Origin of the sequence: Enterobacter cloacae complex sp. 309I3 (assembly GCF_050031595.1) — a bacterium.
Taxonomy (GTDB): Bacteria; Pseudomonadota; Gammaproteobacteria; order Enterobacterales; family Enterobacteriaceae; genus Enterobacter; species Enterobacter cloacae.
The window spans coordinates 1,575,438-1,600,562 of record NZ_JBLGWI010000001.1 but is presented as its reverse complement, the minus strand read 5'-3'; the positions used below and the strand labels follow the sequence as shown (position 1 = coordinate 1,600,562).

Here is a 25,125-nt window from a genome sequence, read left to right as displayed (position 1 = left end):
CAATACAGTGACTTTCTTCTAAGCTTGTAAGCGATATCACAAAAAGGAGACGGACAACCATGAAACAAACCGTGGCTGCATACATAGCGAAGACCCTTGAACAGGCAGGTGTAAAACGTATCTGGGGCGTAACCGGCGATTCACTGAACGGGCTGAGCGACAGCCTCAACAAGATGAAAACCATTGAATGGATGCCGACCCGTCATGAAGAGGTCGCCGCCTTTGCCGCCGGGGCCGAAGCACAGCTCACCGGGGAACTGGCCGTCTGCGCCGGGTCGTGTGGCCCAGGGAACCTGCACCTGATTAACGGGCTGTTCGACTGTCACCGCAATCACGTGCCGGTGCTGGCAATTGCCGCCCATATTCCCTCATCTGAAATCGGCAGTGGCTATTTTCAGGAGACGCATCCGCAGGAGCTGTTCCGTGAATGCAGCCACTATTGCGAGCTGGTGTCCTCGCCGGAGCAGATCCCGCAGGTTCTGGCGATAGCCATGCGCAAGGCGGTGCTGAACCGGGGTGTTTCTGTGGTCGTGATCCCGGGTGATGTGGCGCTCAAGGCTGCGCCCGAAGGGGCCAGCACCCACTGGTATCACGCCCCCCAGCCGGTCGTTACCCCAGCGGAAGAGGAGCTGAAAAAACTGGCGCAACTGCTGCGTTACGCCAGCAATATCGCCCTTATGTGCGGCAGCGGCTGTGCTGGCGCGCACAAGGAACTCCTTGAATTTGCAGGTAAGCTAAAAGCCCCAATTGTTCATGCCCTGCGCGGCAAAGAGCACGTTGAGTACGATAACCCTTACGACGTGGGCATGACCGGGCTGATCGGTTTTTCGTCCGGCTTCCATACCATGATGAATGCCGACACGCTGATCCTGCTCGGTACCCAGTTCCCCTATCGCGCGTTCTACCCGACGGATGCCAAAATCATTCAGATCGATATTAACCCGGCCAGCATCGGTGCACACAGCAAGGTCGATATGGCGCTGGTGGGCGACATTAAATCCACCCTTGCCGCCCTGCTGCCGCTGCTGGAAGAGAAAACGGATCGTAAATTCCTCGACAAAGCCCTGAGCGATTACCGCGATGCGCGTAAGGGGCTGGACGAACTCGCCAAACCGAGCGACAAAGCGATCCACCCGCAGTATCTCGCGCAGCAGATCAGCCACTTCGCGGACGACGATGCCATCTTTACCTGCGACGTCGGCACGCCAACCGTCTGGGCGGCACGCTACCTGAAGATGAACGGCAAACGCCGCCTGCTCGGCTCGTTCAACCACGGCTCGATGGCCAACGCCATGCCGCAGGCGCTGGGCGCCAAAGCCACCGCCCCGGAGCGTCAGGTGGTGGCGATGTGCGGTGACGGCGGATTCAGCATGCTGATGGGCGATTTCCTGTCGGTGGTGCAGATGAAGTTGCCGCTGAAAATCGTGGTCTTCAATAACAGCGTGCTGGGCTTTGTGGCGATGGAGATGAAGGCCGGGGGCTATCTGACGGACGGCACCGAGCTGCACGACACCAACTTTGCCCGCATTGCCGAAGCCTGCGGCATAACCGGTATCCGCGTGGAGAAAGCCTCCGAGGTGGATGAAGCTCTGCAACGGGCGTTTTCCATCGACGGCCCGGTGCTGGTGGATGTGGTGGTCGCCAAAGAGGAGCTGGCCATCCCGCCGCAGATCAAGCTGGAGCAGGCCAAAGGCTTTAGCCTCTACATGCTGCGGGCGATCATCAGCGGCCGCGGCGATGAAGTGATCGAACTGGCAAAAACTAACTGGCTCAGGTAAAACATTTCGCATGACCTCTTAAAATAAAGGGATGTGAAATGATTGATTTACGCAGTGATACCGTTACCCGTCCGAGTCGCGCCATGCTCGAAGAGATGATGGCCGCCCCGGTCGGGGACGACGTCTACGGTGACGATCCAACGGTCAACGAACTGCAGCGCTATGCCGCAGAACTCAGCGGTAAAGAGGCCGCCCTGTTCCTGCCCACCGGAACGCAGGCCAACCTGGTGGCGCTGCTCAGCCACTGCGAGCGCGGTGAAGAGTACATCGTCGGCCAGGGAGCGCATAACTACCTGTACGAAGCGGGCGGCGCGGCGGTGCTCGGCAGCATTCAGCCGCAGCCGATCGACGCCGCACCGGACGGCACTCTCCCGCTCGACAAGGTCGCCGCAAAAATCAAAGCCGACGACATCCACTTCGCCCGTACCAAATTACTCAGCCTTGAAAACACCCACAACGGCAAAGTCCTGCCGCGCGAGTACCTCAAAGCGGCGTGGGAATTTACCCGCGAGCGCAGGCTCGGCCTGCACGTGGACGGCGCACGAATCTTTAACGCCGTGGTAGCCTACGGCTGCGAGCTGAACGAGATTACGCAATATTGTGACTCGTTCACCATCTGCCTCTCAAAAGGGCTGGGCACCCCCGTGGGTTCTCTGCTGGTGGGCGATGCGGACTACATCAAACGCGCCAACCGCTGGCGCAAGATGACCGGCGGCGGCATGCGCCAGGCCGGTATTCTGGCCGCAGCGGGTCTGTATGCCCTTAAAAACAACGTGGCACGTCTGCAGGACGATCACGACAACGCCGCGTGGATGGCCGGGCAACTGCGTGAAATTGGCGCAGACGTGATGCGACACGACACCAACATGCTGTTTGTTCGCGTGGGTGATGAGCACGCCGCTGCGCTTGGGGAGTTCATGAAAGCGCGTGGCGTACTGATCAACGCGTCACCTGTTGTGCGTCTGGTGATGCATCTCGACGTCAGCCGCGAGCAGCTGTTGGACGTTGTGAAACACTGGCAGGCGTTTTTACAGCGTTAAGGAGCAGAACGTGCCGCAACGTATTCTGGTGCTTGGTGCCAGCGGGTATATCGGTCAGCATCTGACCACGGCGTTAAGCCAGCAGGGGCATCAGGTGCTGGCGGCGGCACGCAACACGGAACGCCTGCAAAAACTAAACCTGCCTGGCGTCACCTGCCACAAGGTCGACCTTAACTGGCCTGAGTCGCTGCCCGCGCTGCTGGAAGGGGTCGACACGCTGTATTACCTGGTGCACAGCATGGGCGAAGGCGGCGATTTTATCGCCCACGAACGTCAGGTGGCCCTGAACGTCCGCGATGCCCTGCGGCAAACGCCGGTTAAGCAGGTGATTTTTTTAAGCTCGCTCCAGGTGCCCGAAAATGAGCAGTCGGACCACCTGCGCGCCCGTCAGCTTACCGCGGACACCTTGCGCAGTGCGGATATCCCCGTCACCGAACTGCGGGCGGGGATCATCGTCGGCGCGGGCTCTGCCGCCTTCGAAGTGATGCGCGATATGGTGTACAACTTGCCGGTGCTCACCCCACCGCGCTGGGTGCGGTCGCGCACCACGCCGATTGCCCTGGAAAACCTGCTGCATTACCTGGTGGCGCTGCTGGACCATCCCGCCGAACGGCACCGCGTGCTTGAGGCCGCGGGGCCGGAGGTGTTGAGCTATCAGGAACAGTTCGAGCATTTTATGCGCGTCAGCGGCCGCCGACGCTGGCTCATCCCCGTTCCCTTCCCGACCCGCTGGATCTCCGTGTGGTTTTTAAACGTTATTACCTCGGTGCCGCCGACGACAGCGAAAGCGCTGATCCAGGGGCTGAAGCACGATCTGCTGGCGGACGATGGCGAACTGCGCGCATTAATTCCGCAAACGCTGATCCGTTTTGACGACGCGGTACGCCATACCCTGAAAGAAGAAGAGAAGCTGGTGAACTCCAGCGACTGGGGCTACGACGCGCAGGCGTTTGCCCGCTGGCGGCCGGAGTACGGTTATTACCCGAAACAGGCGGGCTGCACGGTGAAAACCTCGGCCAGCCTGGCATCGCTGTGGGAGGTGGTGAACCAGATCGGCGGCAAAGAGCGTTATTTCTTCGGCAATATTCTCTGGCAGACACGCGGAGCGATGGATCTGCTGGTGGGCCACCGGCTGGCGAAAGGCCGCCCTGCGCAGCCGTATCTTAAAGTGGGTGATACGGTCGACAGCTGGAAAGTCATCATCGTCGAACCGGAAAAACAGCTGGCGCTGCTGTTCGGCATGAAAGCGCCAGGGCTGGGACGGCTCTGCTTCACGCTGAAAGACAAAGGCGATTGCCGTGAACTGGACGTCCGCGCCTGGTGGCACCCACATGGGATGCCCGGTCTGTTCTACTGGTTACTGATGATCCCCGCACATCTGTTTATCTTCCGCGGGATGGCAAAACGGATTGCGCAACTGGCAGAACAAAAAACGGAAAAGAACTAAATAAAACTCGCTTTCTTTCACCTTTCCCATTGCAACCCGCCGTAATTCACGAAAGAATGCGCACGAAATTCTTTTCAACACAGTGGATTGTTATGAAGGTACTGGTTACCGGGGCGACCAGCGGCTTAGGCCGAAATGCGGTCGAATTTCTGCGCAACAAAGGCATTAGCGTCAGGGCTACCGGTCGCAACGAGGCGATGGGTAAGCTGCTGCAAAAAATGGGCGCAGAGTTTGTCCATGCCGACCTGACGGAGCTGGTCTCCTCTCAGGCGAAAGTGATGCTCGCCGGAATCGACACCCTGTGGCACTGCTCCAGTTTTACCTCTCCGTGGGGAACCCAGGAAGCCTTTGATCTCGCCAACGTGCGCGCCACGCGCCGTCTGGGCGAGTGGGCCGTTGCCTGGGGCGTGCGTAACTTTATTCATATCTCCTCTCCGTCGCTCTACTTCGACTACCACCACCACCGGGATATCCAGGAAACGTTCCGTCCGGCCCGTTTTGCCTGTGAGTTTGCCCGCAGCAAGGCGGCCAGCGAAGAGGTGATCGACCTGCTGGCGCAGTCGAACCCGCATACGCGCTTTACGATCCTGCGTCCGCAAAGTCTTTTCGGACCGCACGATAAAGTGTTTATTCCGCGCCTGGCGCAGATGATGCACCACTACGGCAGCGTGCTGCTGCCGCGCGGCGGTGATGCGCTGGTGGACATGACTTACTACGAAAATGCCGTGTACGCCATGTGGCTGGCGAGCCAGCCGGACAGCGATAAACTGGCGTCCGGTCGCGCCTATAACATTACCAACGGCGAACCCTGCCGCCTTCGCACCATTGTGCAGCGCCTGATCGACGAGCTGCACATCGACTGCCGCATTCGTTCGGTGCCTTATCCTATGCTGGATATGATTGCCCGCAGCATGGAGCGTTTTGGCAGCAAAACCGCCAAAGAGCCTGCGCTGACGCATTACGGCGTGTCGAAGCTGAATTTTGATTTCACGCTGGATATTTCGCGCGCGGAGAACGAGCTGGGGTATAAGCCGATTGTGACCCTGGATGAAGGGATTGTGCGCACCGCGGCGTGGCTGCGGGACCACGGGAAGTTGCATCGGTAGTTAATCTGGTGCGGGCTGATGCCCTCACCCCGGCCCTCTCCCACAGGGAGAGGGAGTAAAGACTAAAACGGCAACCCGAAGGTTGCCGTTTTGCTTTTACAGAGCCGTCCAGGCCTCAGACCATGCCAGACCTGCGCCTGGTTCATAGTACATTGGTGCGTTGTTACACCAGCCGCTGTACGGGAACGGTTTGCACTGGAACAGTTTACCGTGGTTGTTCACGATATCGCCTGCGCTGTACTTGCTGTTCGCGCTCCACGCCGGGTAAGAGCCGGAAGTGCCTTCGTCCTGAGACGGGGTGGCTGCTTTGGCTTTTACGTTCAGCAGGTATGTGGTGGTGCTGCTCAGCTCGCCGTCGCTGACGGTCAGGCTGATTTCATACTGCTGCGCCGTCGCGGCTTCAGGCGCGTTGAAGGTCACTACCGCTTTATCGTCGCCGGTAACGGTCTGGCCGTCCTGGGAACGCCAGGTGTAGGTCAGCTTGTTGCCGTCTTCGTCGGTAGAGCCTTCTGCGCTCAGGGAGACCTGCGCACCGGCTTCAACCGCACCGATCGGACCGGCAATCTGCGCTACAGGCGCATGGTTTACCACCGCCGGGATGTCGTCTGGCACAGGTGCCGGGGTTTCATCCGGTGTTGGTGTCGGCGCTGGCGTCTCATCTTCAGACGGGGCTGGAGCAGGAGCCGGTGTTTCATCCGGTACGACCGCGGAACCGTCGTCGTTAACGATGTTCACGTTAAAGAACTTCTGTACACACTTGGTGTAGTCGCCGTCTTTGAACGCGCTGAATGGCGTCTGGTAACCCACCAGCTGGCAAGCGTAGGTCTTGCCATCTGGGGTATCCGCGCTCCATCCCCAGTCCTGTTCCCAGTAGATCTTCAGGGCGCCTGCGCCACCTTCATCAAACTGCTTCATGTTGGCACAGCCAAGCACTTCGTCAGCCGGTACAGGGACTTTCAGGTAGTTAGCGAACTCTTTGTAGTATTTGATACGGTTCTGAGACTGGGCAATTTCAGTCGGGCCACCGCACTCTACGCCGCCGTTGATGATCTGGGTGGTCACGCCAAAGCCAGGGACAAGGCCGTTGGCTTTATCGTGGTCGTTCGGCTGCCAGGTGCCGTCGATAACCTGAAGCATGCTTGGTTTTGGCGGCTGTGGATAGGCGAAGAAGAAGATGGCGCTCGCCAGGTTCAGCCAGGTATCGGCCACCAGCTCAGGTTTGTCGAGCAGCGTGCGGACATCGCCGTACATTGCTTCAGAGAATGGACCGTAGTTGTAGTTGTAGGACAACTGCTTAGCGCCGCGGCCAAAGTAGCTCAGGAAGTCGCCATCTTTGTCTTTACCGCACGGCCAGGTCTGACCCTGCCAGACGTCCGGGTTACACTCCCCGTTATAGCCGCCCTTCTGGCCTTCGCTCCAGCCCATCTCACGCACATAGACCAGTGCCTGACGCCATTCCGGCTCCGGACGCCAGCTTTCGTGGCCGCCGGTTTCCTGTGCGAAGTGAGCAAACATGGTTGCCAGCTCTTTACGGCAGATAGCTTCGCTGTCGCGGCCATCGTTGTAGGTATCACACAGCGCCGGGAATTTACCCACGGCTTTCAGGAAGTTACTGTAGCTGTAATCCTTCGCGCGCAGCGGGAACAGGTATTCCCAGTCGCTCTCTTTAAGGATCCCTTCAACGCGTTTCACGTTTACCGGGTTGGCTGCACGGCCTGGCTCAATCTGCTCGACCTGAGCGTTGTCCAGCGTACGGATGGTATCCTTCACGGATTTCATCAGTGGGAAATCGGTGAGCTCTTTTTCCTTTTTAGCCAGATCGCTGGCTTTCATGGTGTAAGGCACACTGCTTTCCGCCTTCAGCATGGTGGCCTGAGCAATTACCGGCGCTACGCAGGCACCGGCAATAAGCACGCTCAGTAATGTCCTTTTATTCATCTCGGTTATTCCTGTTAATTTCGATAAAGTTAAATAAATCTAAATTTATTTATTAATCCGTTAATAAATAAACTTCAGACAGCTGCTTTTCATTTTCTGAAGAATACGGGTGGGTACTCTTCAAAAAACAAAAAAACTCACCAGTTGGTTCTGTCGCGGGCGGCTAATTTTAACTGCTGATACTTTTTCCAGACCTTATGGGCATAGACCATGCGCTTAGGGTAATTTTCTTTTTTAAGCCCGGCGTTATACGCACCTACCGCTTCCCAGTTGTATCCATAAACCTTAATCATGCCTGACAATATAGAGGCGCCGACCATAATGGAGGTGCAGGGCTCTGTCATCAGACGGTTTTCATTAATGCCTTTGCGTTCAAGTTCAGGAAAGTGCGAGCTGTTGATTTGCATTAATCCGACATCGCGCGTTCCGTCATGATTGATGCCAATGGCGTACGGGTTCATTCCCGATTCCACATTCGCGATGGCATAAAGTAAAAACGGATCAATATGATAATAATGCGCCGCTTTATTCCAGCAATTTGCAAATGCGCTATGACTTAATATCAATAACAAAAACAGAAACCTTTTCATTCTTCACCTGCGTGGCCGTTTTTTATTCTCCTCAAACACGTCCTGTTAAATTAGTGGAAGGTACTGGCCACACCCGAAGCGGGGTGTGACCAGTGATTGTGGGCCGATATCACACCCACAATTTCAAGCTCAGAAGATTATTTGCAGTCTGCTGACGCGCCTTCTTTCACCCATACATCGCTGTTGCCTGGTTTGTCACCTTTTGTCCACCATTTCGCGCGGTACTCGAAACCTTGATAGGTTGTCTTGTCACCACCGTTGTAGACCATGTCGGAGCGCCAGTTCATTTTCACCTGGCTGACCAGTTCCCATGCATCGGCGTTAAAGCCAGGTTTGTTGCCCTGAGTCCAGTACTTCGCTTTCCATACCAGATTATCGGAGCTGACCATGTCGCCGTTGTTGTAGATTTTGCTGGATTCCCATGCCGCGTATTTGCTGGCATTGGCATCTACCGGGTTATCGCAGCTGCCGGTTGCAGTGCCTTCATCAGATGGGGTGTTACCTTCATCGGATGGCGTGTTGCCTTCGTCAGACGGGGTATTGTCTTCATCAGGCACAACCGGGGTGGCTTTCGGCGTTACGGTAACCTGTACGTTAGACTGTACGCTGGTTTTACCGTCGCTTACGACAACGCTCAGGGTGTAGGTTGAGTCAGTTGTAACGTCCGGCGCGGTGATCTGTACGCTGGAGGTATCAGTACCGGTCGCGTGCATATCAGATGGTACGCTCCAGGCGTAGGTCAGTGCATCACCGTCTGGATCCGCTGCCTGCACGTTCAGGGCGTAGGTCTGACCGGCTTCCAGAGTGACGTTCTGCATCTGGTTAACCACAGGGGCCTGGTTGGCTTTCGGCGCTTTGTTCACAACCTGAACGTCAGCGGTGCTGCTCAGACCTTTTGGATCGGTCACGGTCAGACGGAATGCCAGGGTCTGGTTGCTGGTCACAGCGCCAACGGAGAAGGTCGCCTTCGCTTTGGTGCTGTTGGTCAGGGTAACGCTTGGGCCAGAAATCTGGGTCCATTTGTAGGTCAGCGCATCGCCATCAGGATCGGTGGAGGCAGAGCCATCCAGAGTCACGGTCGCAGGGCCGGTCACGGTCTGATCCGCCGCAGAAGCAACCGGTGCATGGTTGGTCACTACCGGATCTGGCGTGGAGCTGCCCAGCAGGCTTTCGTTCATCGCGTTCAGGATATCGCCGTTATCGGAGTCGATAGACCACGCGAACAGGCCGCCCAGGTTTTTCGCCAGAACGTACTTACCTTTTGCGGTTGCGGAACGGGCATCTTCATAAGAGATCAGCTCGCCGGTGGATTTGTTGAAGACGTATGGCGCTTCAGCGTCCGCGTCGTAGCCGTATTCCCAGCCTGGCTTGCCTTTGTACTCGTTCACAATCTGACGATAGTCAACAACGCCTGGTTCCCAGGTGCCTTTCACGCCGTCAGTCGCCGTACCGGTGAACGGGTTGTTGCCGGTATAGCCGTGAACGCCAGTCCAGCCACGACCGTACATGCCAGTACCCACCACGATTTTGCCTGGCTGTACGCCCTGCTCCAGCAGCGCGTTAACGCCATTTTCGGTGGTGTAGTTGGTGTCCGGACGCCATGCTGGTGCATGCAGCGCAGCCTGGTGGCCCAGATCGGTCATGCTCCACGCGCCGTAGAAGTCGTAGCTCATCAGGAAGATGTGATCGAGATACTGCTGCGCCGTGGTGTAATCCACGTCTTCAATCTTATCTTTACCGGCACCGATGGCGCTGGTCAGTTCATAGGTGCGCCCCGTTTCAGCGGACAGTTCGTTCAGCATGGTACGCAGATCGCGAATCACGGCAGTATAGGTTGCCTTATCCTGCTGCGGGTTACCCAGTGATTCGTTCACACCGCCGCCGCCCGGGAATTCCCAGTCGATATCCACGCCGTCGAAGAATTTCCAGGTTTTCAGGAAGTCTTTAACAGAGGCCACGAAACGTGCACGGATCGCGGAATCGTTCATGTGATAGAACGGATCGGACATGGTCCAGCCGCCAATGGATGGCAGAATTTTCAGGTCAGGATGGGCTTTTTTCAGCGCCATCAGCTGGCCGAAGTTACCTTTGTACGGGTCGTCCCAGTTAGATACGCCGGACTGTGGTTTCTGCAGCGCAGCCCACGGGTCGTGGATCGCCACGGTGTAGTCAGGACGGCCAGCACAGGCTTTCTGCAGGTTAGCGAAGCTGTTGCCGTTTTCAACGGTTTTCAGACCGTCGTTGATGCCGTCGCCGCCACAGATTGGAATGAAGCCGTACAGGATGTGGTTCAGGTTAGCGGCAGGGATTTTATCGACCGGAAAGTTACGGTTATAAACGCCCCATTCAGGGAAGTAGGCGGCAACCACTTTATCGGTATGTTTTGCGAAGGTTTTGTTGTTTTCCTGCAGCGGCGCATTCAGCGGCAGGAGGTGGCTACCGTCAGTATCCGCCACGATGATCAGCTTGCTTGCGCTTTTGGTACAGCCGCTGTTGTTACAGAGTTCAACCTGCTCCTGGTAGCGACCGCCTTTTTTCACTTTAAAGGTGGCAGAACCGGATGCACCGGCAGCACCGGACCAGACGGTCTTGCCATCCAGCAGCACTTTACCGGAGGTCGGCGCGTCGCCGCTCCAGACGTTCCACTCGACTTTTACGTCGACACCGTCGTTATGAACCTTAACAAGATTACCGTAGTCCACTACGGCCTGGTCCACTTCAACGATGGCAAATTTATCGTTACCGCTGCTGATTGAAGGCGTACCTGGCGCTGCGGCGAACGCAGAGCCGGAAACGGCTGCGACAAAGAGTGCCAGATAGGTTGGCTTCATAAATTTCATTATTAATTCCTGATAATCTTATTTTTGATAAATGAAAAGGACCATGTATTCCATATAACATGGGCGAGTACTGAATAAGCTATTTAATTAAAACCACAAACCCAATTTAATTTTACTAACCATGTATAGTGCTAATATACCCTCCATAAAAAGACATGAGCGGCAATCCTTACAGCTTATGTTTCTTACAATACTCCGGGAATTAATTGATGTCCTTTTATTCCCTCAGCGAAATAATTTCAAAAAAAACTTGACCGCGTAAATCAGAATGTGAATTGCAAGGTCTGCAGAATAAAAATAACCAAACCGGCGAGTGACAACAGAGGGCCAAACGGAATAACGCTATTTTCTTTAACCGCTTTATAAAAAACAAAATACAGTGCGATACCGCTTAATGCCGCCGCGAGCAATAACGAAGGTAACGCCTGCCAGCCGCACCACGCGCCCAGCGCAGCCAGCAGCTTAAAATCACCGTAGCCCAATCCCTCGCGTCCTGTTGTCAGGCGAAAGGCCCAGTAGAGAAGCCACAGCGACAGGTAGCCCGCCGCCGCGCCAAACAGGGCATCCGACAACGGTAAGGTATGAAAAAGCGCATGATTCAGCAGGCCCGCCCACAGCAGCGGCTGCGTCAGGCAGTCCGGCAGCAGCATGTGTTTTGCGTCTATCGCCGCCAGCGGCAGCAGTCCACACCAGAGCACCCATAGCGACATCAATGCAGCCGCAGACGGGGCGTACGCCGCCGTCAGGGCAAAAAACAGGGCGCTGGAAAGTTCAAGCAACAACAGACGCAGCGGGATCGCGGTCTGGCAGCAGCGGCAGCGCCCACGCAGGCAACACCAGCTCAGAACCGGGATATTTTCCCACCAGGCGAGCGTGTGGGAGCATGTGGGACAGTGGGAGGCCGGAAACAGCAGGTTTCCGGCGCCCTCCTCCTCTTTGATGAGCGGGGGAATGCGTTCGACCACCACCCCCAGAAAGCTGCCGATAATGCCGCCAAGCGTGCCGCTGAGCAGGCAAAGGGCGGGCATCTGGCTCCCCTGAAGCAGCGTCAGCGAGTTCATGCCACTTTCGCCCAGGAGAGCTTAATCTGGGCCTTTACATCGCTAAGGTGATCAACCGGCGTGAGATCCATTTTCTCCAGACGAACCCCGGTGGTTAAATTCACCTCCCGAAGCCAGTTTTTCAGTTCATAGACGTTGACCCGATCAATATTAAACGTCAGGGTTTGCCCGTCCTGCTGGATATTACTCAGCGCAACGTGGATCTCTTTGGCACTCTCTTCCACCACGCTTCTCGGGTTACTGGTTTTTAATACTTTCGCCTGAAGGTGATTTTTATTAATTTCTGCACGCATCCAGTTCAGGGTCTGTTTCTGTTTTTGCAGCGTGGCTTTCTCATTTTTAATAATATTATCCAGTGGGGTCATTACACCGTACCAGATAATGGCGCAACAGAGCGCCGAACCGCAGATTTTAATCAGCGTTCGTTCGCGCGGGCTGTAACGCAAATAGCGTGCTTTTAATTGTCCTATTTTCTCTTTCATTTATATTTCCCTGTGATGATAGCGGTATAAGGCGCTTCACTGGAGACCGGCTGCAGCGTAAAGTCGAAGGTATCACTCGCCTTATTGACGAACGCCTGCAACGCCGTGGGATCCATCGAACGGATGTTCAGCGTGAGCTGATTCTGGGTGTCGTCGTATCCCACTTCACTCAGTTCGACCGCCGGGAGCGATTGCTTGATCTGCTCCAGTGCGTCCAGTTGAAGAAAGATCCCTTTCTTCTCTTTCTTGATGTTCTGCCCGAAGTGGTACTTCAGGTTGGTGGTCTGGCGCAGCGTGGGGAAATAGTGCTGGGCCAATTCCACCATCTGCTGCTGGGCCAGGTTTTCCTGGTTAGAGAGCATCCAGGCCATGCCGATACGAGGGCCAACCAGCAACCCGATACTCAGCACCGCCATGGCGGCAAGGGCCGGTTTCGCATAACGGAAACCGGTCTGTGCACCCGTGGCGCTAAAAACGCCGTGCAACAGGTTTGCTTTGCAGCTTTTCCACTGCGGCTGGATCAGCACCAGCGGATGCTGCCAGGCCCGTTGCTCATCCACCTGCACGTCCGCTGGCGCATCGCCGTAGCAGACGAGGTTACCGGCGCACTGCTGGCTCAACAGCAGCGGCAACAGGGCGGCGTCGGTTTCACAGGCGCCAAACGGCGAATAGCGCATCCAGTAGCCGCTGTCGGTGGAGACCAGCGTGCTGCCGCCTTCGGTTACCGGCAGAAGGATCGCATCGGGCAGCACCTGCACCACCGTTAGCCCGGCATCGGCACAGCGGTCCAGCCAGTACTGCAGACGCGCCGCATCAATGGCCACCGCGTCCACTTCCCGCCCCTTCTTGTTGAGCACCGTCCAGTGAAGCGTGTCCACATCGCCAATCAGCGTCTCTTCAGCCAGCCAGGAGAACTCAACGCTGCCTTTTTTGGGCAACGTGAAGCGACGGAAGATCATTTCGCTGGCCGGCAGTAGCAGGCAGACGCGTGCGGCTAACGCGTGACCGGCAAGCGCCGCCAGTGACGCCCCGCCCTGACGCTGTTCCACCTGGTCGCTACCGGACTCGCACCACATTATGTTCCCGTCCTCATGCGTGTCGGGACGAATAAAAAGCACCTGTTTCATAGAATTCGTCTTGTGTTATTCAACCATTCGGTAGCGACGTTGCCAGGTAATCACCTTCCCGGCTTCATTATCAACATGAAGCTGGCTGACGACGCGCAGCGTTAAATCATCGGTATTGCCGGTACTGTTGACCCGGAAATAGTGACTGTTTACCGCAAGAAACGCCTGAACCTGCTTGAGGGCGTCTTTGGTCTGCGGATAATTTGTCTCAAGCTCTTTCTGGAATGCCTCCATCGACTCCCAGCCCTCTTCCGGGCGGGAGGCGATCAGACGGGCGGCCTCGTCCTCGCTCAGCGAGCCGATAAACAGGGCTGCCAGGAGCGGTGCCTGTTCTTCGGTCAGGGTGTTGACATCCACCTTGCTGGCGGTGTCGGGTAAGGCGCACAGCACTTTACTGACTTTGCCGTAGGCCGCCACCGGAAACGCGGGCAGCAGCTTTAGCTCGCCCGGGGTGCGCATCATCTGATTCGCAGGCAGCCGCGCGGGCTCAACGCCGGCCCAGGCATCTGTCTCCAGCCCCTCTTTTGCCGTTGTGGTATCACCGTCGAGATAGTCCATTAGTTGCTGGTAAATCTCTTCTGCGTCACCGGCGGAAATGCCGCTGTCGGTCAGAAGCTGCTCAACGATGCGCGCTTTGACCGGTTTTTCCGGCAGCGCCCCTGCGGTCTGTACCGCGGCGGTCGGATCGGCCGCCAGCAGGTTATTGACGTTAAAGCAGGTCTGGGCATCCTCAATCTGGCTCACCACGGTGTAGTGTTCACCCTCTGTCTCCACCGGCTCTGTCCACTCCCCTTTGGGCGACAGCCCCTGGCTGTCACCGCTGGCGTAGGTCTGAAGCAGACCTTCAATGGTTTTTTGCTGGCTCTGAATGGCCCAGCGCAGCTGCTGCTGGCTTACCTGATAACGGGTTTTCTGCAGATTGCGGCAGAACTGCTGGCTGATTTTGGCCGCCAGCGCCGACATCATGACCAGCAAAATTAGCACCACCAGCAGCGCGACACCGCGCTGTTTTCGAACCGATTTTCCGCTCATTTGTTCTCTCCTGACGGAGCGGGCACCGGCTGCGGTTGTGGCTGCGCTGGCGTGGCCGCATCCCCCGATGGCGCAGGCGTTTGTTCTGTTGATGCCGCCGGGGCGACCGGCATATCACCCGGCGTGGTAAATACCCAGCGCCAGGTATCGCCATTCTCCATGGTCAGCAGAAGTTCTACGCCGTCCGGCTGATGCGCCGTGTCGATCCATTTGTTCTGCCAGCCCTCTTTCCAGAAGCGCCACGTCATCTCTTTGACATCGCTGAGGATCGGCACCTCTTCCGGCTTCACATCGGCAGGGCTGTCGATAACCGGCCAGATATCGCGCCACAGTTTTTTGTCCTCAAGCCGCCAGCGCACGCGCTCCAGCTGGACCTGACCGCTCACGCCGTTCAGCGTGGTCAACTCCAGCGCATCGTCGTGCTGGACAAATACGTCAGGCTCGTTGCGTGGCGCGCGTGCCTGAAGCTGAAAGAAATCCCGCTCCAGCAGGTTATAGGCGCGCTGAAGCTGGTTGAGTTGAGTCGCCGCCACGTCGGTGGCGTTCGAGGTGCGCATCGCCCCGTCCAGAATTTGCCAGGCAAGCGTGCTGATAACCGCGAAGATGGTCAGCGCAATCATAATCTCCAGCAGCGTAAAGCCCTGCTGACGCTGAATGTGCTTGCTCATTTCACCTCTCCGGGTTCCGGTATCTGCAGGCTCAACACCGGTTTGTCTTCATCATCCTCGGCGTACACCTGCACTTCATCGGCAAAGCGATTTTCGGCGGTTTTCACCCGCTGCTTGCGCCAGATCCAGCTTCGCCCCCCCATGATTTCTGTCCCTGTCTGCAGGGCATCCGGGAACGGCGTGTTGCTCAGCTTTGCTTCCGCCAGCTGGTTTTCCGCCACCCAGCTCGCCTGCAGCGAATCGGCCAGGCCATGGGTAAAGCGCACGTTCAGCGAGACGGAGTTCATCAGCGCCAGCGCGGCGGTGGAGAAGATGACCAGAGCGACCATCACTTCCAGCAGGGTCATCCCCTGTTCTTTGCGTTTAGTCATCGTTCTCTACCGAAACCGGTGATGCCCCCTGCGACACCACGCGAAAGCGCTGCTTTTTATCGAAACTCTGCAGGGACAGCGTGAAGCGGCTTATCTCCCCGTCCGGCAAAAAGACAATCTGCGGTGTGGCGTCGGTTGTGGCAGCAATGCGCTGCGGTGACAGCGACACGTGCATCTCTTCCGGGAACTGGCCGTGGGTGACAATGCGCCCGGCGGTTAAGGGTTCCCAGTGTCGTTCGCCCTCTTTTTCGGCCCAGGTCACCAGCTGATATTCTGAGGTGGTGATCACCAGCCCAACGATATTTCCGTCCATTACCGCACGGTCTGAACCATATTCAACGAGGGCTTTTAACTGCTGACCGAAAATATCCGCGCCGCTGCGCGAGGGGATTGTCGACACCACCATCATGGCGCAGGAGGCAAATATCACCAGCGCCAGAATAATTTCCAGTAAGGTAAACCCACGTTGCTTATTCATTACTTCTCTTTTTTATCTAAAGACCAGTTGGTAATATCATCCGCGGTATTCGCTTCGGCATCCGGGCCCGCAGAGAAAACATCCACTGCGCCATGTTCACCCGGGCTGACCAGAATATAATCATTGCCCCACGGATCTTCCGGCAGGCGGCGAATATAGCCATCATCACGGTAGTTTTTCGGGATTGGCGCGATATCAGGTTTGGTGACCAGCGCCTGCAACCCCTGCTCCGTCGTGGGGTAACGGTGGTTATCCAGCTTGTACATATCCAGCGAACCTTCCAGCGCCACAATATCGCTGGTTGCTTTCTGGGCATCGGCTTTTTCTTTATTCCCCATTAAATTTGGTACCACCATACTGGCGAGCACACCGAGAATAACGATCACCACCATTAATTCGAGCAAGGTAAAGCCAACCTGACCTTTCAGGCTATTTCGTTTTAAAGACATATTTAACCCACCATATTATTGAGCTGAAGAAGCGGTTGTAATATTGACAGCACGATAAATAAAACCACTGTCGCCATTGTCACCACCAGTGCCGGTTCAAATACCGACAGCGTTAACGTAATTCGATGCTGTAATGCCGATTCCTGGTTTTCCGCGGCGCGATCCATCAATGAACCTAATTCCCCGCTCTCTTCGCCGGAGGCAATCATGTACAGCATGGTCGGCGGAAAGAGCTTCGCCTGGTCCAGCGCGTTATACAGAGAAGCGCCCTGACGTACGGTATCCGCCGCCTGCTCCAGCACCTGCCGGGCATAGAGGTTTTCGATCCCGTCCATCGCGATATACATCCCCTCCAGTAGCGGGACGCTACTGGCCTGCAGGATGCTGAGCGTACGGATATAGCGGGCGCTGTTGATGGCGCAAACCAGCTTTTTGATCGGCGAGCCATTCACCAGCCAGCTGTGCCAGCGAAAGCGGTTCGTGGTTTTCTTCACCCACGTCTTAAAGCCCACGATTGCGCCGAACAGCCCCCCGGCAATGTAGATCCCGTACGCCTGCAGAAAATCGCTCACCGCAATCAGCGTGCGGGTGGTGATCGGGAGCTGCTGTTTCATGTGCACGAACTGCTCGATGACCTGCGGCACCACCGCCACCAGCAGGATGCTGATCACCGCCACGGCAACCACCGTCAGGGTGATCGGGTAGACCATCGCCTGCGTCAGCTTGCTTTTCATCTTCTGGCGCTGCTCGTTGTACTCCGCCAGCTTCTCCAGCACATCGCCGAGGTGGCCGGTTTTTTCCCCGGCCATCACCAGCGTGCAGTACAGCTTGTCAAAGGTGCGCGGGAACTGGCTGAAGGCATCAAACAGCGTATGGCCTTCCACCACTTTCTCGCGGATCTCCGTCACCATAGCCGCCAGCTTTTTGTCTTCCGTCTGCTTTGAAATGGCCTTCAGGGCGCTTTCCAGCGGCAGCGACGCGTTAACCAGCGTTGACAGCTGACGGGTGAACATCGACAGCACCGGCACAGAGAGTCTGGTGCCGGTTTTGGCTTTAGCGCTGGCCGCATTTTCACGGGTTTCGGTGATGGTGAGCGGCATCAGCTTCTGCTCACGCAGCGACTGGCGCACCTGCTTAGGTCCTTCCGCCTGCAGCGTGCCGCGCTGGGTTTTTCCGGCGGCATCGGTCGCGGTCCACGCGTAGAAAGCCATTACTCATCGCCTCCACGCTCGGCGGTCACGCGCATCACCTCTTCAAGGGACGTGATACCGCTGATAACCTTCATCAGCCCGTTTTCGCGCAGGCTGTAGGCCTGTTTGAACAGCTCGGTCTCAATGGACATCTCATCTTTATCTTCATGAATGGCGCGGCGCATGGCGCTGTCGACCACCAGAAACTCGTGAATGCCCGCGCGTCCCTGATACCCGCTCTGGCGGCATTGGTCGCAACCAACGGCGCGATAGATGGCCTTTGGTGGCTTATCCATAAAGCTAAACAGCGCTTTTTCATTGTCATCCAGCGGACTGGTGGTACGGCAGTGCGGACACAGCCGACGCACCAGACGCTGGGCAATGACGCCGAGTAGCGACGAACCAATTAAAAAGGACTCCAGCCCCATATCCCGCAGACGGGTGATGGCCCCCGCCGCACTGTTGGTGTGCAGCGTAGACATGACCAGGTGACCGGTGAGCGACGCCTGCACCGCGATTTGCGCGGTTTCACCGTCACGAATTTCCCCGATCATCACCACGTCCGGATCCTGACGCAAAATGGCGCGCAGGCCGCGGGCAAAGGTCATGTCCACGCGCGGGTTGACCTGCGTCTGCCCCACCCCTTCCAGCTCGTACTCAATCGGATCTTCGACGGTCAGAATGTTGCGTTCATGTCCGTTCAGGGCCGACAGAATGGCATACAGGGTGGTACTTTTACCGGAGCCTGTCGGCCCGGTGACCAGGATGATGCCGTGCGGGCGGTTAATCAGCCCTTTCAGTTTTTCCAGCTCTTCATCAATGAGTCCGAGCTTGTTGATATCCGGTTTCAGGTTGCTCTTGTCGAGCAGACGCATGACCACGCGCTCGCCGTACTGCGACGGAATGGTCGAGACACGCACGTCAATCGCCTTGCGGCCAATGCGCAGGGAGATACGGCCATCCTGCGGCAGTCGTTTTTCGGCAATGTCGAGTTTCGACATGACCTTAATACGCGAGACCAGCAGCGGGGCCAGTTTACGTGCGGGCTGGAGCACCGGGCGCAGCACGCCGTCAACGCGAAAACGGATGCTCAGCGTGCGCTCAAAGGTTTCGATATGGATATCCGATGCGCCGTCTTTTACCGCCTCGCCGAGAATGGCGTTGATCAGGCGGATCACCGGCGAGTTTTCGTCGTTATCCAGCAGATCTTCGTTGTCCGGGATCTCCTCGGTTAACGCCATCAGATCGATATCCGCATCCATATCGTCCACCAGCTGCTGCGAAACGCCGCTGTTCTGCTGCCAGATTTTAGCCAGCATCTCATCAAACGCCTCCGCGCTCAGCGTCTGGGGCACAAAGGCACGCCCCAGTACCCGGCGCATCTCCAGTAGCGCAAACGCGGGGACGTCGTCACGGATATAGACCGTGTCGTTCCAGAAAAGGATGCCGTTCTCCTTCGCAAAGCCGCTGGTGCAAAGCTGTTTCGTCAGTTCATCCACGCGTCACCTCCCCTTACTCTTTGAAGGGGTTGCGCGTGGTGGCAGGTGCGCTCACGCCGACCGGCATGGAGTGATCCTGCTTTGGATAGGCAGGCAGGACGGCGTTATCGGTGTTCTCAACGATGCCGAGCTTTTTCTCCTCCAGACGCTGCTGTTGACGGGCGCGGATCTGGTCGTATTTCTCCTTCGTCGCCGCGCTGTAGTTGTCATCATCACGCAGGACCGTGGTATGGATAAAGACCATCAGGTTGCGCTTCGACGTATCCTCCGAGGTATAGCGGAACAGCTGTCCCACCAGCGGCAGATCGCCGAGCAGCGGCACTTTCGACACGTTCTGTTTGCTGACGTTTTCCATCAGACCACCCAGCACCACCGTCTGGCCACTGTGGACCATCACTTCGTTGTTGATGGTACGGGTGTTGAAGGTTGGGCCGAGGCTGGCGTCTTCGGTGGCGCTGGCGTCAACGCTGGAGACCTCCTGCTCGATCTTCAGGTGGATCATGTCCCCGTCGTTGATCTGCGGAACAATCTTCAGCTTGGTACCGACGGTTTTACGCTCAACCGAGTTAAAGACGTTGTCGCCGCTGGTGGTCTGAGAACCCGACAGCACCGGCACATCCTGACCCACGTTGAACGACGCTTCTTTGTTATCCAGCGTCACCACGCTTGGCGTGGAGAGAATATCGTTCTTGCCGCTGGTGGAGAGCGCGGTCAGCAGTGCGCCATAGTCACCGTTGAAGAAACCGGTCGCCAGGCCAGTAAAGGAGGCCCCTTTGATCGTGCCGTTTTTGACCTGGCTAATGGGCAGACCGGTTGAACCGAACTGCACGCCGCCGTGTTTGCCGGTCCACTGCACGCCGAGATCCATGCCGTTACCGTCCTGCACTTCCGCAATGATGGCTTCCACCAGCACCTGCGGACGACGAATATCCAGCTTGTCGATCACCTTCTCCAGCGAGTTCATGACGTTTGGCTGAGCGGTGATCACCAGCGAGTTAGTGGACTCATCGGCGGTGATATTCAGCTCGCTATTGGTTGTCGCGGTTTTGCTTTTCGCGGTACCGGCTTTGTCTTTCAGCTGCTCACCGATACCGGTCAGCACCGGCACCACTTTCGAGGCGTTGGCGTATTTCAGGTAGAAGACGCGGGTATTGCCCTCGTTGTTCTGTTCGCGGTCGAGCTGGCCAATCAGCGAGCGGGTACGCGCGCGGGCATCTTCGGTGCCGCTGATCACCAGGCTGTTGGTTTCATCATCGGCCACCACTTTAGTCGCCAGCTGCGGGGCGTTTTGCCCTTTCTGCTCTTCATTGTTGAGATTATTCAACATATCGGAGAGCTCTTTCGCCGAGGCATAGCGCAACGGTACGATTTCACGACGCTGCATACCGGAACGGTCCACGCGCTCAACCAGATCCACCAGGCGGTTCACCACCGAGGCTTTCCCGGTTAACAGCAGCACGTTAGAGGGTTCAAAATGGACCACGTTGCCGATCCCCGAGGCATCGTTCAGCTGGCGCAGCAGCGGGGCCAGCTCGCGTACCGGCACGTTCTCCATGCGCACTACGCGGGTGATGATCTCATCCCCTTTGCCCGGGTTTTTACTGTCGGCCACCGGCACCCCGGCGGTACGCGCCACGCTGGAACGCACCACTTTGATCATGCCGTTATCCATTGGGATCACCGACAGACCGTAGAGATCCAGCACGCTCAGGAAGAACTGATAATATTCCTCTTCCGACAGCACGTTATAGGTTCTCACCGACACCGTGCCCTGAACGGACGGATCGACGAGAATCGTTTTATTCAGATTGCGACTTACCGTATCGATAAATTCGCGAATATCGGTATTTTTAAAACTGGCGCTAAAGTTGGCTGCAAACAGCGAACCGGAATATAACGACAATGCGGTCAGCGCCACGCACGCCCATGGAAATTTCTTCATGATTTACACTTGTTAATTGTTTAGAACATTAACCCGAATATTTTCAAGGTGAGCGTGCCGTCTGACGACGACCTCCGCTTCTTTCATTTTCGACCAGTTGGCGATAATATTTTTCGCCTGCGCTTCTTTCGTCATATCGACGTCATTCACTTTCACCACCACATCACCCTGTTTCAGTCCTGTTTCACTGTAAAAAGGCGACGCATTGCGTGGATTAATGTTAAAGCCTTCCAGTTGGCCTTTATCGATTAACGGCTTTAACACCAGATAATCATCGAGATGCAGACTGTCCGCGCCGGCATCTTTTTTCGATTTCGTCACCGGGCTATTGCCTGCATCGCCCTTAAAATAAGGCGGCTGTTTGAGGGCGAGCGTTTGCTTCGTGCCTTCATACTGAACAACCACGTTATCTTTATTAATTTCATCCACATACGCATCGTCGAACCCCACCAGCGGTTCTCCTTCCCGGTAGCTCTGCTGCCCGGCGGGGGTCTTAATCACGGCGAACGACAGCCACGACTCATCGCTGCGGATGATGCCTTCAATTTCTGCAGACAACGGCGCTTTTACCGCCGCCGGAACGTCGGCCTGACGGACCGCAGCCGTAAAAAGACCGAACGTTTTGTCACTGTTACGCGGTTTTAGCGGCGCTTTATCAGCATTAGCTAACTTATTCGTAACCTTTTTATAATCTTTAAAAACGACATAACCCTGCTGGCTGCAAAAAATTAGCATGACTAGCATTATGCAGGGCGTCATTAGCCTGGAAAGGAATGCGTTCCTCATTATTATCGGGCCTTTTAGCAAAGCAGGAATTCGCAGCGGTATGCTGCATAACTTAGTGAGCAAATAGTAATAAGCGTGACCAGTGCAAACCACCGGCTTCGCTATTAACTTTAATGAAGAAAATGATTGACCGGAAAAAAAGGGAATGTTAGATGCAGCCTGACAGGTTATTTTTACTCTGGTGTTAAATTGACCATGACAGGGGCTTACCGTACTTTTCGCCCATTGCTATTAAAGAGAAGAGACGGTAAGTCGTTATGTATCAGAGCCATTTTAAATTCAGTACCCCGCCGTTCAGAAATATCACCCGCAAGTCGGGCGATTTTCTGGTGCCTTATCATCAGGATGTGTTTAATCTTCTGAAAGAGAAAAGCCAGCAGGCAGGGATCACCGGGCTCTTTTACCACGACAGCGAACTGCTGGGGCAGTTCAGCGATGCCCTCAAAGCCAGCAGCAAGTCGGTGCTCTGCATTAATGCCTTTCCGAAGCTGAGCGCCAGTAGCCTGCTCTTCAAACTCAACCCGGTAGCGAAAGAGAAGAACAAGCTCCAGGCGGTTGACGCCATTATTCGCCTGTGGCGCGATGCGAAGTCGACCCATAAAGTGCTGGTCATTTCCCAGGCGCAGGCGATGAAGGCCAGCGGCTATGACGTCCTGGGCATACTGCTTACCCGTGCGCAGGAGCTGGATGTTCGCCTGTCGATTGTGCTGATGGGCACGGCCGACCAGGAAGTGATGCTGAAAGCCTCTGCCCTGCAGGAATATGTGCTGACCTGCCACACCCTGCGCAACCTGACCTGCCGCGAGTTCCTGAGCTACGTTGACGCCCAGTGCCACGAGCACGGCGCGGATGTCTCTCCGCTGACGCCCGCTCGCGTGAAAAAAATCCACGCCCTGACTAAAGGCAACATCAGCAAGCTGAACGAACTGGCTCATCTTTCCATGCTGGCCGCCTGGACCGAACGGGCGCCAAACGTTGGACCGCGTCATTTGCGTCTCGCCACCGGTGAAGCCCTGCCAGCGCCTAAGCGTGGTAAAACGCTGGCCTCCATCGGGTTGTTCGCGTCCGTCCTGTTCGCCGCCTGCGGCTGGATGATGACCTCGTCCATTACGGCAAAACTGCCGGTGGCGCTGCCGGTACCGGCCAGCTGGAAACAGCAGGTAAAAACGCCAGACGCGCCGATACTGCCGGTTATCGAACAGGAGGTGGTGAATCAGCCCGATGCCATGCACCAGCTTTATGCCATGTGGGGCTATGACGCCTCTGCCGACGATGCCCTGTGCCAGAATGCCGCAAAAGTGAACCTGATGTGTAAACAGGGTAATGCCTCCCTGGACACGCTGGCTAATGACGGTTACCCGTGGGTGAGCGAGATTAAAACAGGCGATCACATTAATTACGCCGTCGTGGCGCGTGCCGGGAAAAATTCCCTCGATCTGCTGATGAACAACCGCACCTGGCAGGTGAGCCGCACGTGGTATAACCAGCACGCAACGGGCAATTACACCCTTCTGCACCGCCTGACCCCGTCAGGCAAAGACGAAATCACCGCCGCCAGCGACAGTAAAGATCTTGAGTGGCTGGATCAGCAGCTGAGCGTGGCGCTGGGCGAAAACGAAACGCACGATAAAAACTGGACGGCGGAACTGATGAAGCGCACCCGCGAATTCCAGGAAAAAATGCACCTCCGCGTCGACGGTATTCCGGGTGAAGACACTCTGATGCAGCTGATGCGCGAAACCCATACCACGCCGAGCGTGTTGATCCAGACAACCCAGGCTAACCCGACTACGCAAGAGAAGCACGCATAATGTCTACCATCTGCCTCGCTGCCCAGCGCAGCTATACCACCGGGGAACCGGTCTGGTTCTCATGGCGTTTGCCGTCATTCAGTAAAATTATCAGCGTGGTGACGCTCTGGTGTCTGGGGCTGTGCGCGCTGATCGTCGCAGGCCTCTATGCGCACGTGTACTGGAACCTGCGCCACCCGGCACCGGTGATAAAAAAGGTGAGCGTCGCGAAGCCAGACACCACCCTTTCTGATATGCATTACGTGTATGTCACCAAACCGTTCCCGCACCCGCAGCCAAAGCCACAGTCGGTAAAAGTGCAGGAAGATTTACCGCCGATGGACAATATGCCCATTAATAGCGACGAAAATGACTGGCAGCAGGCACCTGATGGCGCATTGCCGGACAGCCCCGTCACGCATGATACCTCGCGCGATACCTTACCCGGCACCGAAGCGCACGAACAGGCGATGAAACACGCGCAGGCAACGCAGCCGGATGAAGACAATTCATTAAAAACGTTATTTATGCAGGCGCTAAAACAGCAGCAGGATGATATGGCGAAGGGAAAAATGCCCGCACCACCGGTTGACGAAACGCAAAATGCGTCTCCTTCGATAATAAAAGGAGACGCGGGAGGGGATTAATATTTTTCCGGCAGGGTGGTCAGGCTAATCAGTCGCCCTTTTTCGACCACAATATATTGACCTTTTTTCAGGTCTGAGAGAATTTTAATAATGGTGCTACGTGCCAGGTTGGTGTATTCCTGAATATAATCATAAATATTAATATCTCGCTGATGATCAACAATCAGTTCGTTAATTTCTATCAGGAATTCACGGACGACGGAGTACGCGCTGCGGGCAACCAAAACATCATCACGCTTGCTGAGCAAACAGATATACCATGCCAGCACTTTAGTCAGTTCAGGCCACAGCCCGTGCTGAGTCATTAACTGCTGGAATTCGTCCTTATGTATGGTACGAACCACGGTATTACTGCGTACCACGCCCTGCATATGCGTAGAGTTGTAGAAAATAGCGGAGAGACCAAAGATACATTGTCCCTGTAGCGTAAACATACATAAGTCATCAGAACTGCGGCGGAACTCGACTTCTCCGCTGACGATAATGTGAATATTATCGGAGTTGCAGGTTGATATTTTTTGCCATTTTCTTAACGTTTTTTCTTCATACCCGGCCGTTGCAGAAATAATGGCTTCCATTTCATGATGGGGACGTGTTTTTTTACCAAAAATGCTTAACATTATTATACCCAATTAAGATGTTTAAATAAGAAAATTATCCGACAAGGCGTTACGTTGCCGTAAAATGTGTTGGTATTCTTTTTGAAATTAAAAAAACCAGAAGAGGACTGTTTCTTTAATTTGATTCATGCTGTGAATCGATGAATCAATCTTAGATGAGGGCGATTTTAAATCAATTTACTTAAAATGAATTGAGAATGTACTTAAGATTAATCTTATGATCATGCTCACAAAAACGAGGCAT

The 25,125-nt window shown here is 55.7% G+C and carries 22 protein-coding genes; 6 read left to right on the top strand and 16 right to left on the bottom strand.

Annotation, left to right across the window (positions count from 1 at the left end; genetic code table 11):
• Positions 1–59: 59 nt before the first annotated feature.
• The 4 genes from poxB (at position 60) to ACQG22_RS07485 (ending at position 5,371) form a co-directional block, all read left to right on the top strand.
• Positions 60–1,778 (top strand): ubiquinone-dependent pyruvate dehydrogenase, encoded by a 1,719-nt coding sequence (poxB, locus tag ACQG22_RS07500; RefSeq protein WP_013097335.1) that lies wholly within the window; start codon positions 60–62, stop codon positions 1,776–1,778.
• A gap of 38 nt (positions 1,779–1,816) precedes the next feature.
• On the top strand, positions 1,817–2,818 hold the full coding sequence (ltaE, locus tag ACQG22_RS07495) for a low-specificity L-threonine aldolase (RefSeq protein WP_020689923.1): 1,002 nt from the start codon (positions 1,817–1,819) through the stop codon (positions 2,816–2,818).
• 10 nt (positions 2,819–2,828) lie between these two features.
• The gene (locus tag ACQG22_RS07490; RefSeq protein ID WP_369706391.1) at positions 2,829–4,265 is read left to right on the top strand and encodes an SDR family oxidoreductase; all 1,437 of its coding nucleotides are present in this window, start codon (positions 2,829–2,831) and stop codon (positions 4,263–4,265) included.
• A 92-nt stretch (positions 4,266–4,357) separates the two neighbouring features.
• Entirely contained in the window at positions 4,358–5,371 is a 1,014-nt protein-coding gene (locus ACQG22_RS07485; protein ID WP_013097338.1) for an NAD-dependent epimerase/dehydratase family protein, read from the top strand.
• 96 nt (positions 5,372–5,467) lie between these two features.
• Here the strand turns inward: ACQG22_RS07485 and ACQG22_RS07480 are convergent, their stop codons facing one another.
• The 15 genes from ACQG22_RS07480 to gspC all read right to left on the bottom strand — a co-directional run bounded on the left by ACQG22_RS07480 (position 5,468) and on the right by gspC (position 21,782).
• The gene (locus ACQG22_RS07480; RefSeq protein ID WP_013097339.1) at positions 5,468–7,309 is read right to left on the bottom strand and encodes a glycoside hydrolase family 19 protein; all 1,842 of its coding nucleotides are present in this window, start codon (positions 7,307–7,309) and stop codon (positions 5,468–5,470) included.
• Between the two features lie 137 nt (positions 7,310–7,446).
• Positions 7,447–7,899: a type III secretion system invasion protein IagB gene (gene iagB, locus ACQG22_RS07475; protein WP_029883008.1), complete on the bottom strand. Its 453-nt coding sequence runs from the start codon at positions 7,897–7,899 to the stop codon at positions 7,447–7,449.
• A 137-nt stretch (positions 7,900–8,036) separates the two neighbouring features.
• Positions 8,037–10,739, bottom strand: coding sequence for a glycosyl hydrolase family 18 protein (locus ACQG22_RS07470; protein WP_369706390.1), 2,703 nt, complete (start codon positions 10,737–10,739; stop codon positions 8,037–8,039).
• Between the two features lie 263 nt (positions 10,740–11,002).
• Positions 11,003–11,800, bottom strand: a complete 798-nt coding sequence (locus ACQG22_RS07465) for a prepilin peptidase (protein WP_114519114.1) — start codon at positions 11,798–11,800, stop codon at positions 11,003–11,005.
• Positions 11,797–12,282: a type II secretion system protein M gene (locus tag ACQG22_RS07460; protein ID WP_114519115.1), complete on the bottom strand. Its 486-nt coding sequence runs from the start codon at positions 12,280–12,282 to the stop codon at positions 11,797–11,799. The genes ACQG22_RS07465 and ACQG22_RS07460 overlap by 4 nt, the downstream gene beginning before the upstream one ends.
• Positions 12,279–13,409, bottom strand: a complete 1,131-nt coding sequence (gspL, locus tag ACQG22_RS07455) for a type II secretion system protein GspL (protein WP_114519116.1) — start codon at positions 13,407–13,409, stop codon at positions 12,279–12,281. The genes ACQG22_RS07460 and gspL overlap by 4 nt, the downstream gene beginning before the upstream one ends.
• Positions 13,410–13,424: 15 nt before the next feature.
• Positions 13,425–14,441 (bottom strand): type II secretion system minor pseudopilin GspK, encoded by a 1,017-nt coding sequence (gene gspK, locus ACQG22_RS07450; RefSeq protein ID WP_214452925.1) that lies wholly within the window; start codon positions 14,439–14,441, stop codon positions 13,425–13,427.
• Positions 14,438–15,109, bottom strand: coding sequence for a type II secretion system minor pseudopilin GspJ (gspJ, locus tag ACQG22_RS07445; RefSeq protein WP_347479967.1), 672 nt, complete (start codon positions 15,107–15,109; stop codon positions 14,438–14,440). Before gspJ ends, gspK begins: the two co-directional genes overlap by 4 nt.
• A complete protein-coding gene (gene gspI / locus ACQG22_RS07440) occupies positions 15,106–15,480 on the bottom strand; it encodes a type II secretion system minor pseudopilin GspI (RefSeq protein ID WP_029883205.1) in 375 nt (124 codons plus the stop codon). The genes gspJ and gspI overlap by 4 nt, the downstream gene beginning before the upstream one ends.
• The gene (gene gspH / locus ACQG22_RS07435) at positions 15,473–15,958 is read right to left on the bottom strand and encodes a type II secretion system minor pseudopilin GspH (protein WP_020689911.1); all 486 of its coding nucleotides are present in this window, start codon (positions 15,956–15,958) and stop codon (positions 15,473–15,475) included. The genes gspI and gspH overlap by 8 nt, the downstream gene beginning before the upstream one ends.
• Positions 15,958–16,407 carry a type II secretion system major pseudopilin GspG gene (gene gspG, locus ACQG22_RS07430; protein WP_102752540.1) on the bottom strand — a complete coding sequence of 150 codons (450 nt, stop codon included), beginning with the start codon at positions 16,405–16,407 and terminating at the stop codon, positions 15,958–15,960. The genes gspH and gspG overlap by 1 nt, the downstream gene beginning before the upstream one ends.
• A gap of 2 nt (positions 16,408–16,409) precedes the next feature.
• Positions 16,410–17,618: a type II secretion system inner membrane protein GspF gene (gene gspF, locus ACQG22_RS07425; RefSeq protein WP_308926208.1), complete on the bottom strand. Its 1,209-nt coding sequence runs from the start codon at positions 17,616–17,618 to the stop codon at positions 16,410–16,412.
• Positions 17,618–19,096: a type II secretion system ATPase GspE gene (gspE, locus tag ACQG22_RS07420; protein WP_013097351.1), complete on the bottom strand. Its 1,479-nt coding sequence runs from the start codon at positions 19,094–19,096 to the stop codon at positions 17,618–17,620. The genes gspF and gspE overlap by 1 nt, the downstream gene beginning before the upstream one ends.
• Positions 19,097–19,109: 13 nt before the next feature.
• The gene (gene gspD / locus ACQG22_RS07415) at positions 19,110–21,038 is read right to left on the bottom strand and encodes a type II secretion system secretin GspD (protein WP_013097352.1); all 1,929 of its coding nucleotides are present in this window, start codon (positions 21,036–21,038) and stop codon (positions 19,110–19,112) included.
• A gap of 12 nt (positions 21,039–21,050) precedes the next feature.
• Positions 21,051–21,782 (bottom strand): type II secretion system protein GspC, encoded by a 732-nt coding sequence (gspC, locus tag ACQG22_RS07410; RefSeq protein ID WP_029883203.1) that lies wholly within the window; start codon positions 21,780–21,782, stop codon positions 21,051–21,053.
• Positions 21,783–22,081: 299 nt separating this feature from the next.
• On the opposite strand from gspC, the gene ACQG22_RS07405 reads away from it, so the two are divergent.
• Both ACQG22_RS07405 and ACQG22_RS07400 read left to right on the top strand, forming a co-directional pair.
• A complete protein-coding gene (locus ACQG22_RS07405; RefSeq protein WP_048971429.1) occupies positions 22,082–23,635 on the top strand; it encodes an ExeA family protein in 1,554 nt (517 codons plus the stop codon).
• The gene (locus tag ACQG22_RS07400) at positions 23,635–24,261 is read left to right on the top strand and encodes a hypothetical protein (RefSeq protein ID WP_038984443.1); all 627 of its coding nucleotides are present in this window, start codon (positions 23,635–23,637) and stop codon (positions 24,259–24,261) included. The genes ACQG22_RS07405 and ACQG22_RS07400 overlap by 1 nt, the downstream gene beginning before the upstream one ends.
• Here the strand turns inward: ACQG22_RS07400 and ACQG22_RS07395 are convergent.
• Positions 24,258–24,881, bottom strand: a complete 624-nt coding sequence (locus ACQG22_RS07395) for a helix-turn-helix domain-containing protein (RefSeq protein WP_029883200.1) — start codon at positions 24,879–24,881, stop codon at positions 24,258–24,260. The two genes, ACQG22_RS07400 and ACQG22_RS07395, sit on opposite strands and share 4 nt — an antisense overlap.
• Positions 24,882–25,125 lie beyond the last annotated feature (244 nt).

Bases quoted from the DNA above. Each gene is read 5' to 3' on its own strand.
- poxB (WP_013097335.1), top strand. From the start codon at position 60: ATGAAACAAACCGTGGCTGCATACATAGCGAAGACCCTTGAACAGGCA.
- ltaE (WP_020689923.1), top strand. From the start codon at position 1,817: ATGATTGATTTACGCAGTGATACCGTTACCCGTCCGAGTCGCGCCATG.
- ACQG22_RS07485 (WP_013097338.1), top strand. From the start codon at position 4,358: ATGAAGGTACTGGTTACCGGGGCGACCAGCGGCTTAGGCCGAAATGCG.
- ACQG22_RS07480 (WP_013097339.1), bottom strand. From the start codon at position 7,309: ATGAATAAAAGGACATTACTGAGCGTGCTTATTGCCGGTGCCTGCGTA.
- iagB (WP_029883008.1), bottom strand. From the start codon at position 7,899: ATGAAAAGGTTTCTGTTTTTGTTATTGATATTAAGTCATAGCGCATTT.
- ACQG22_RS07470 (WP_369706390.1), bottom strand. From the start codon at position 10,739: ATGAAATTTATGAAGCCAACCTATCTGGCACTCTTTGTCGCAGCCGTT.
- ACQG22_RS07465 (WP_114519114.1), bottom strand. From the start codon at position 11,800: ATGAACTCGCTGACGCTGCTTCAGGGGAGCCAGATGCCCGCCCTTTGC.
- ACQG22_RS07460 (WP_114519115.1), bottom strand. From the start codon at position 12,282: ATGAAAGAGAAAATAGGACAATTAAAAGCACGCTATTTGCGTTACAGC.
- gspL (WP_114519116.1), bottom strand. From the start codon at position 13,409: ATGAAACAGGTGCTTTTTATTCGTCCCGACACGCATGAGGACGGGAAC.
- gspK (WP_214452925.1), bottom strand. From the start codon at position 14,441: ATGAGCGGAAAATCGGTTCGAAAACAGCGCGGTGTCGCGCTGCTGGTG.
- gspJ (WP_347479967.1), bottom strand. From the start codon at position 15,109: ATGAGCAAGCACATTCAGCGTCAGCAGGGCTTTACGCTGCTGGAGATT.
- gspI (WP_029883205.1), bottom strand. From the start codon at position 15,480: ATGACTAAACGCAAAGAACAGGGGATGACCCTGCTGGAAGTGATGGTC.
- gspH (WP_020689911.1), bottom strand. From the start codon at position 15,958: ATGAATAAGCAACGTGGGTTTACCTTACTGGAAATTATTCTGGCGCTG.
- gspG (WP_102752540.1), bottom strand. From the start codon at position 16,407: ATGTCTTTAAAACGAAATAGCCTGAAAGGTCAGGTTGGCTTTACCTTG.
- gspF (WP_308926208.1), bottom strand. From the start codon at position 17,618: ATGGCTTTCTACGCGTGGACCGCGACCGATGCCGCCGGAAAAACCCAG.
- gspD (WP_013097352.1), bottom strand. From the start codon at position 21,038: ATGAAGAAATTTCCATGGGCGTGCGTGGCGCTGACCGCATTGTCGTTA.
- gspC (WP_029883203.1), bottom strand. From the start codon at position 21,782: ATGCTAGTCATGCTAATTTTTTGCAGCCAGCAGGGTTATGTCGTTTTT.
- ACQG22_RS07405 (WP_048971429.1), top strand. From the start codon at position 22,082: ATGTATCAGAGCCATTTTAAATTCAGTACCCCGCCGTTCAGAAATATC.
- ACQG22_RS07400 (WP_038984443.1), top strand. From the start codon at position 23,635: ATGTCTACCATCTGCCTCGCTGCCCAGCGCAGCTATACCACCGGGGAA.
- ACQG22_RS07395 (WP_029883200.1), bottom strand. From the start codon at position 24,881: ATGTTAAGCATTTTTGGTAAAAAAACACGTCCCCATCATGAAATGGAA.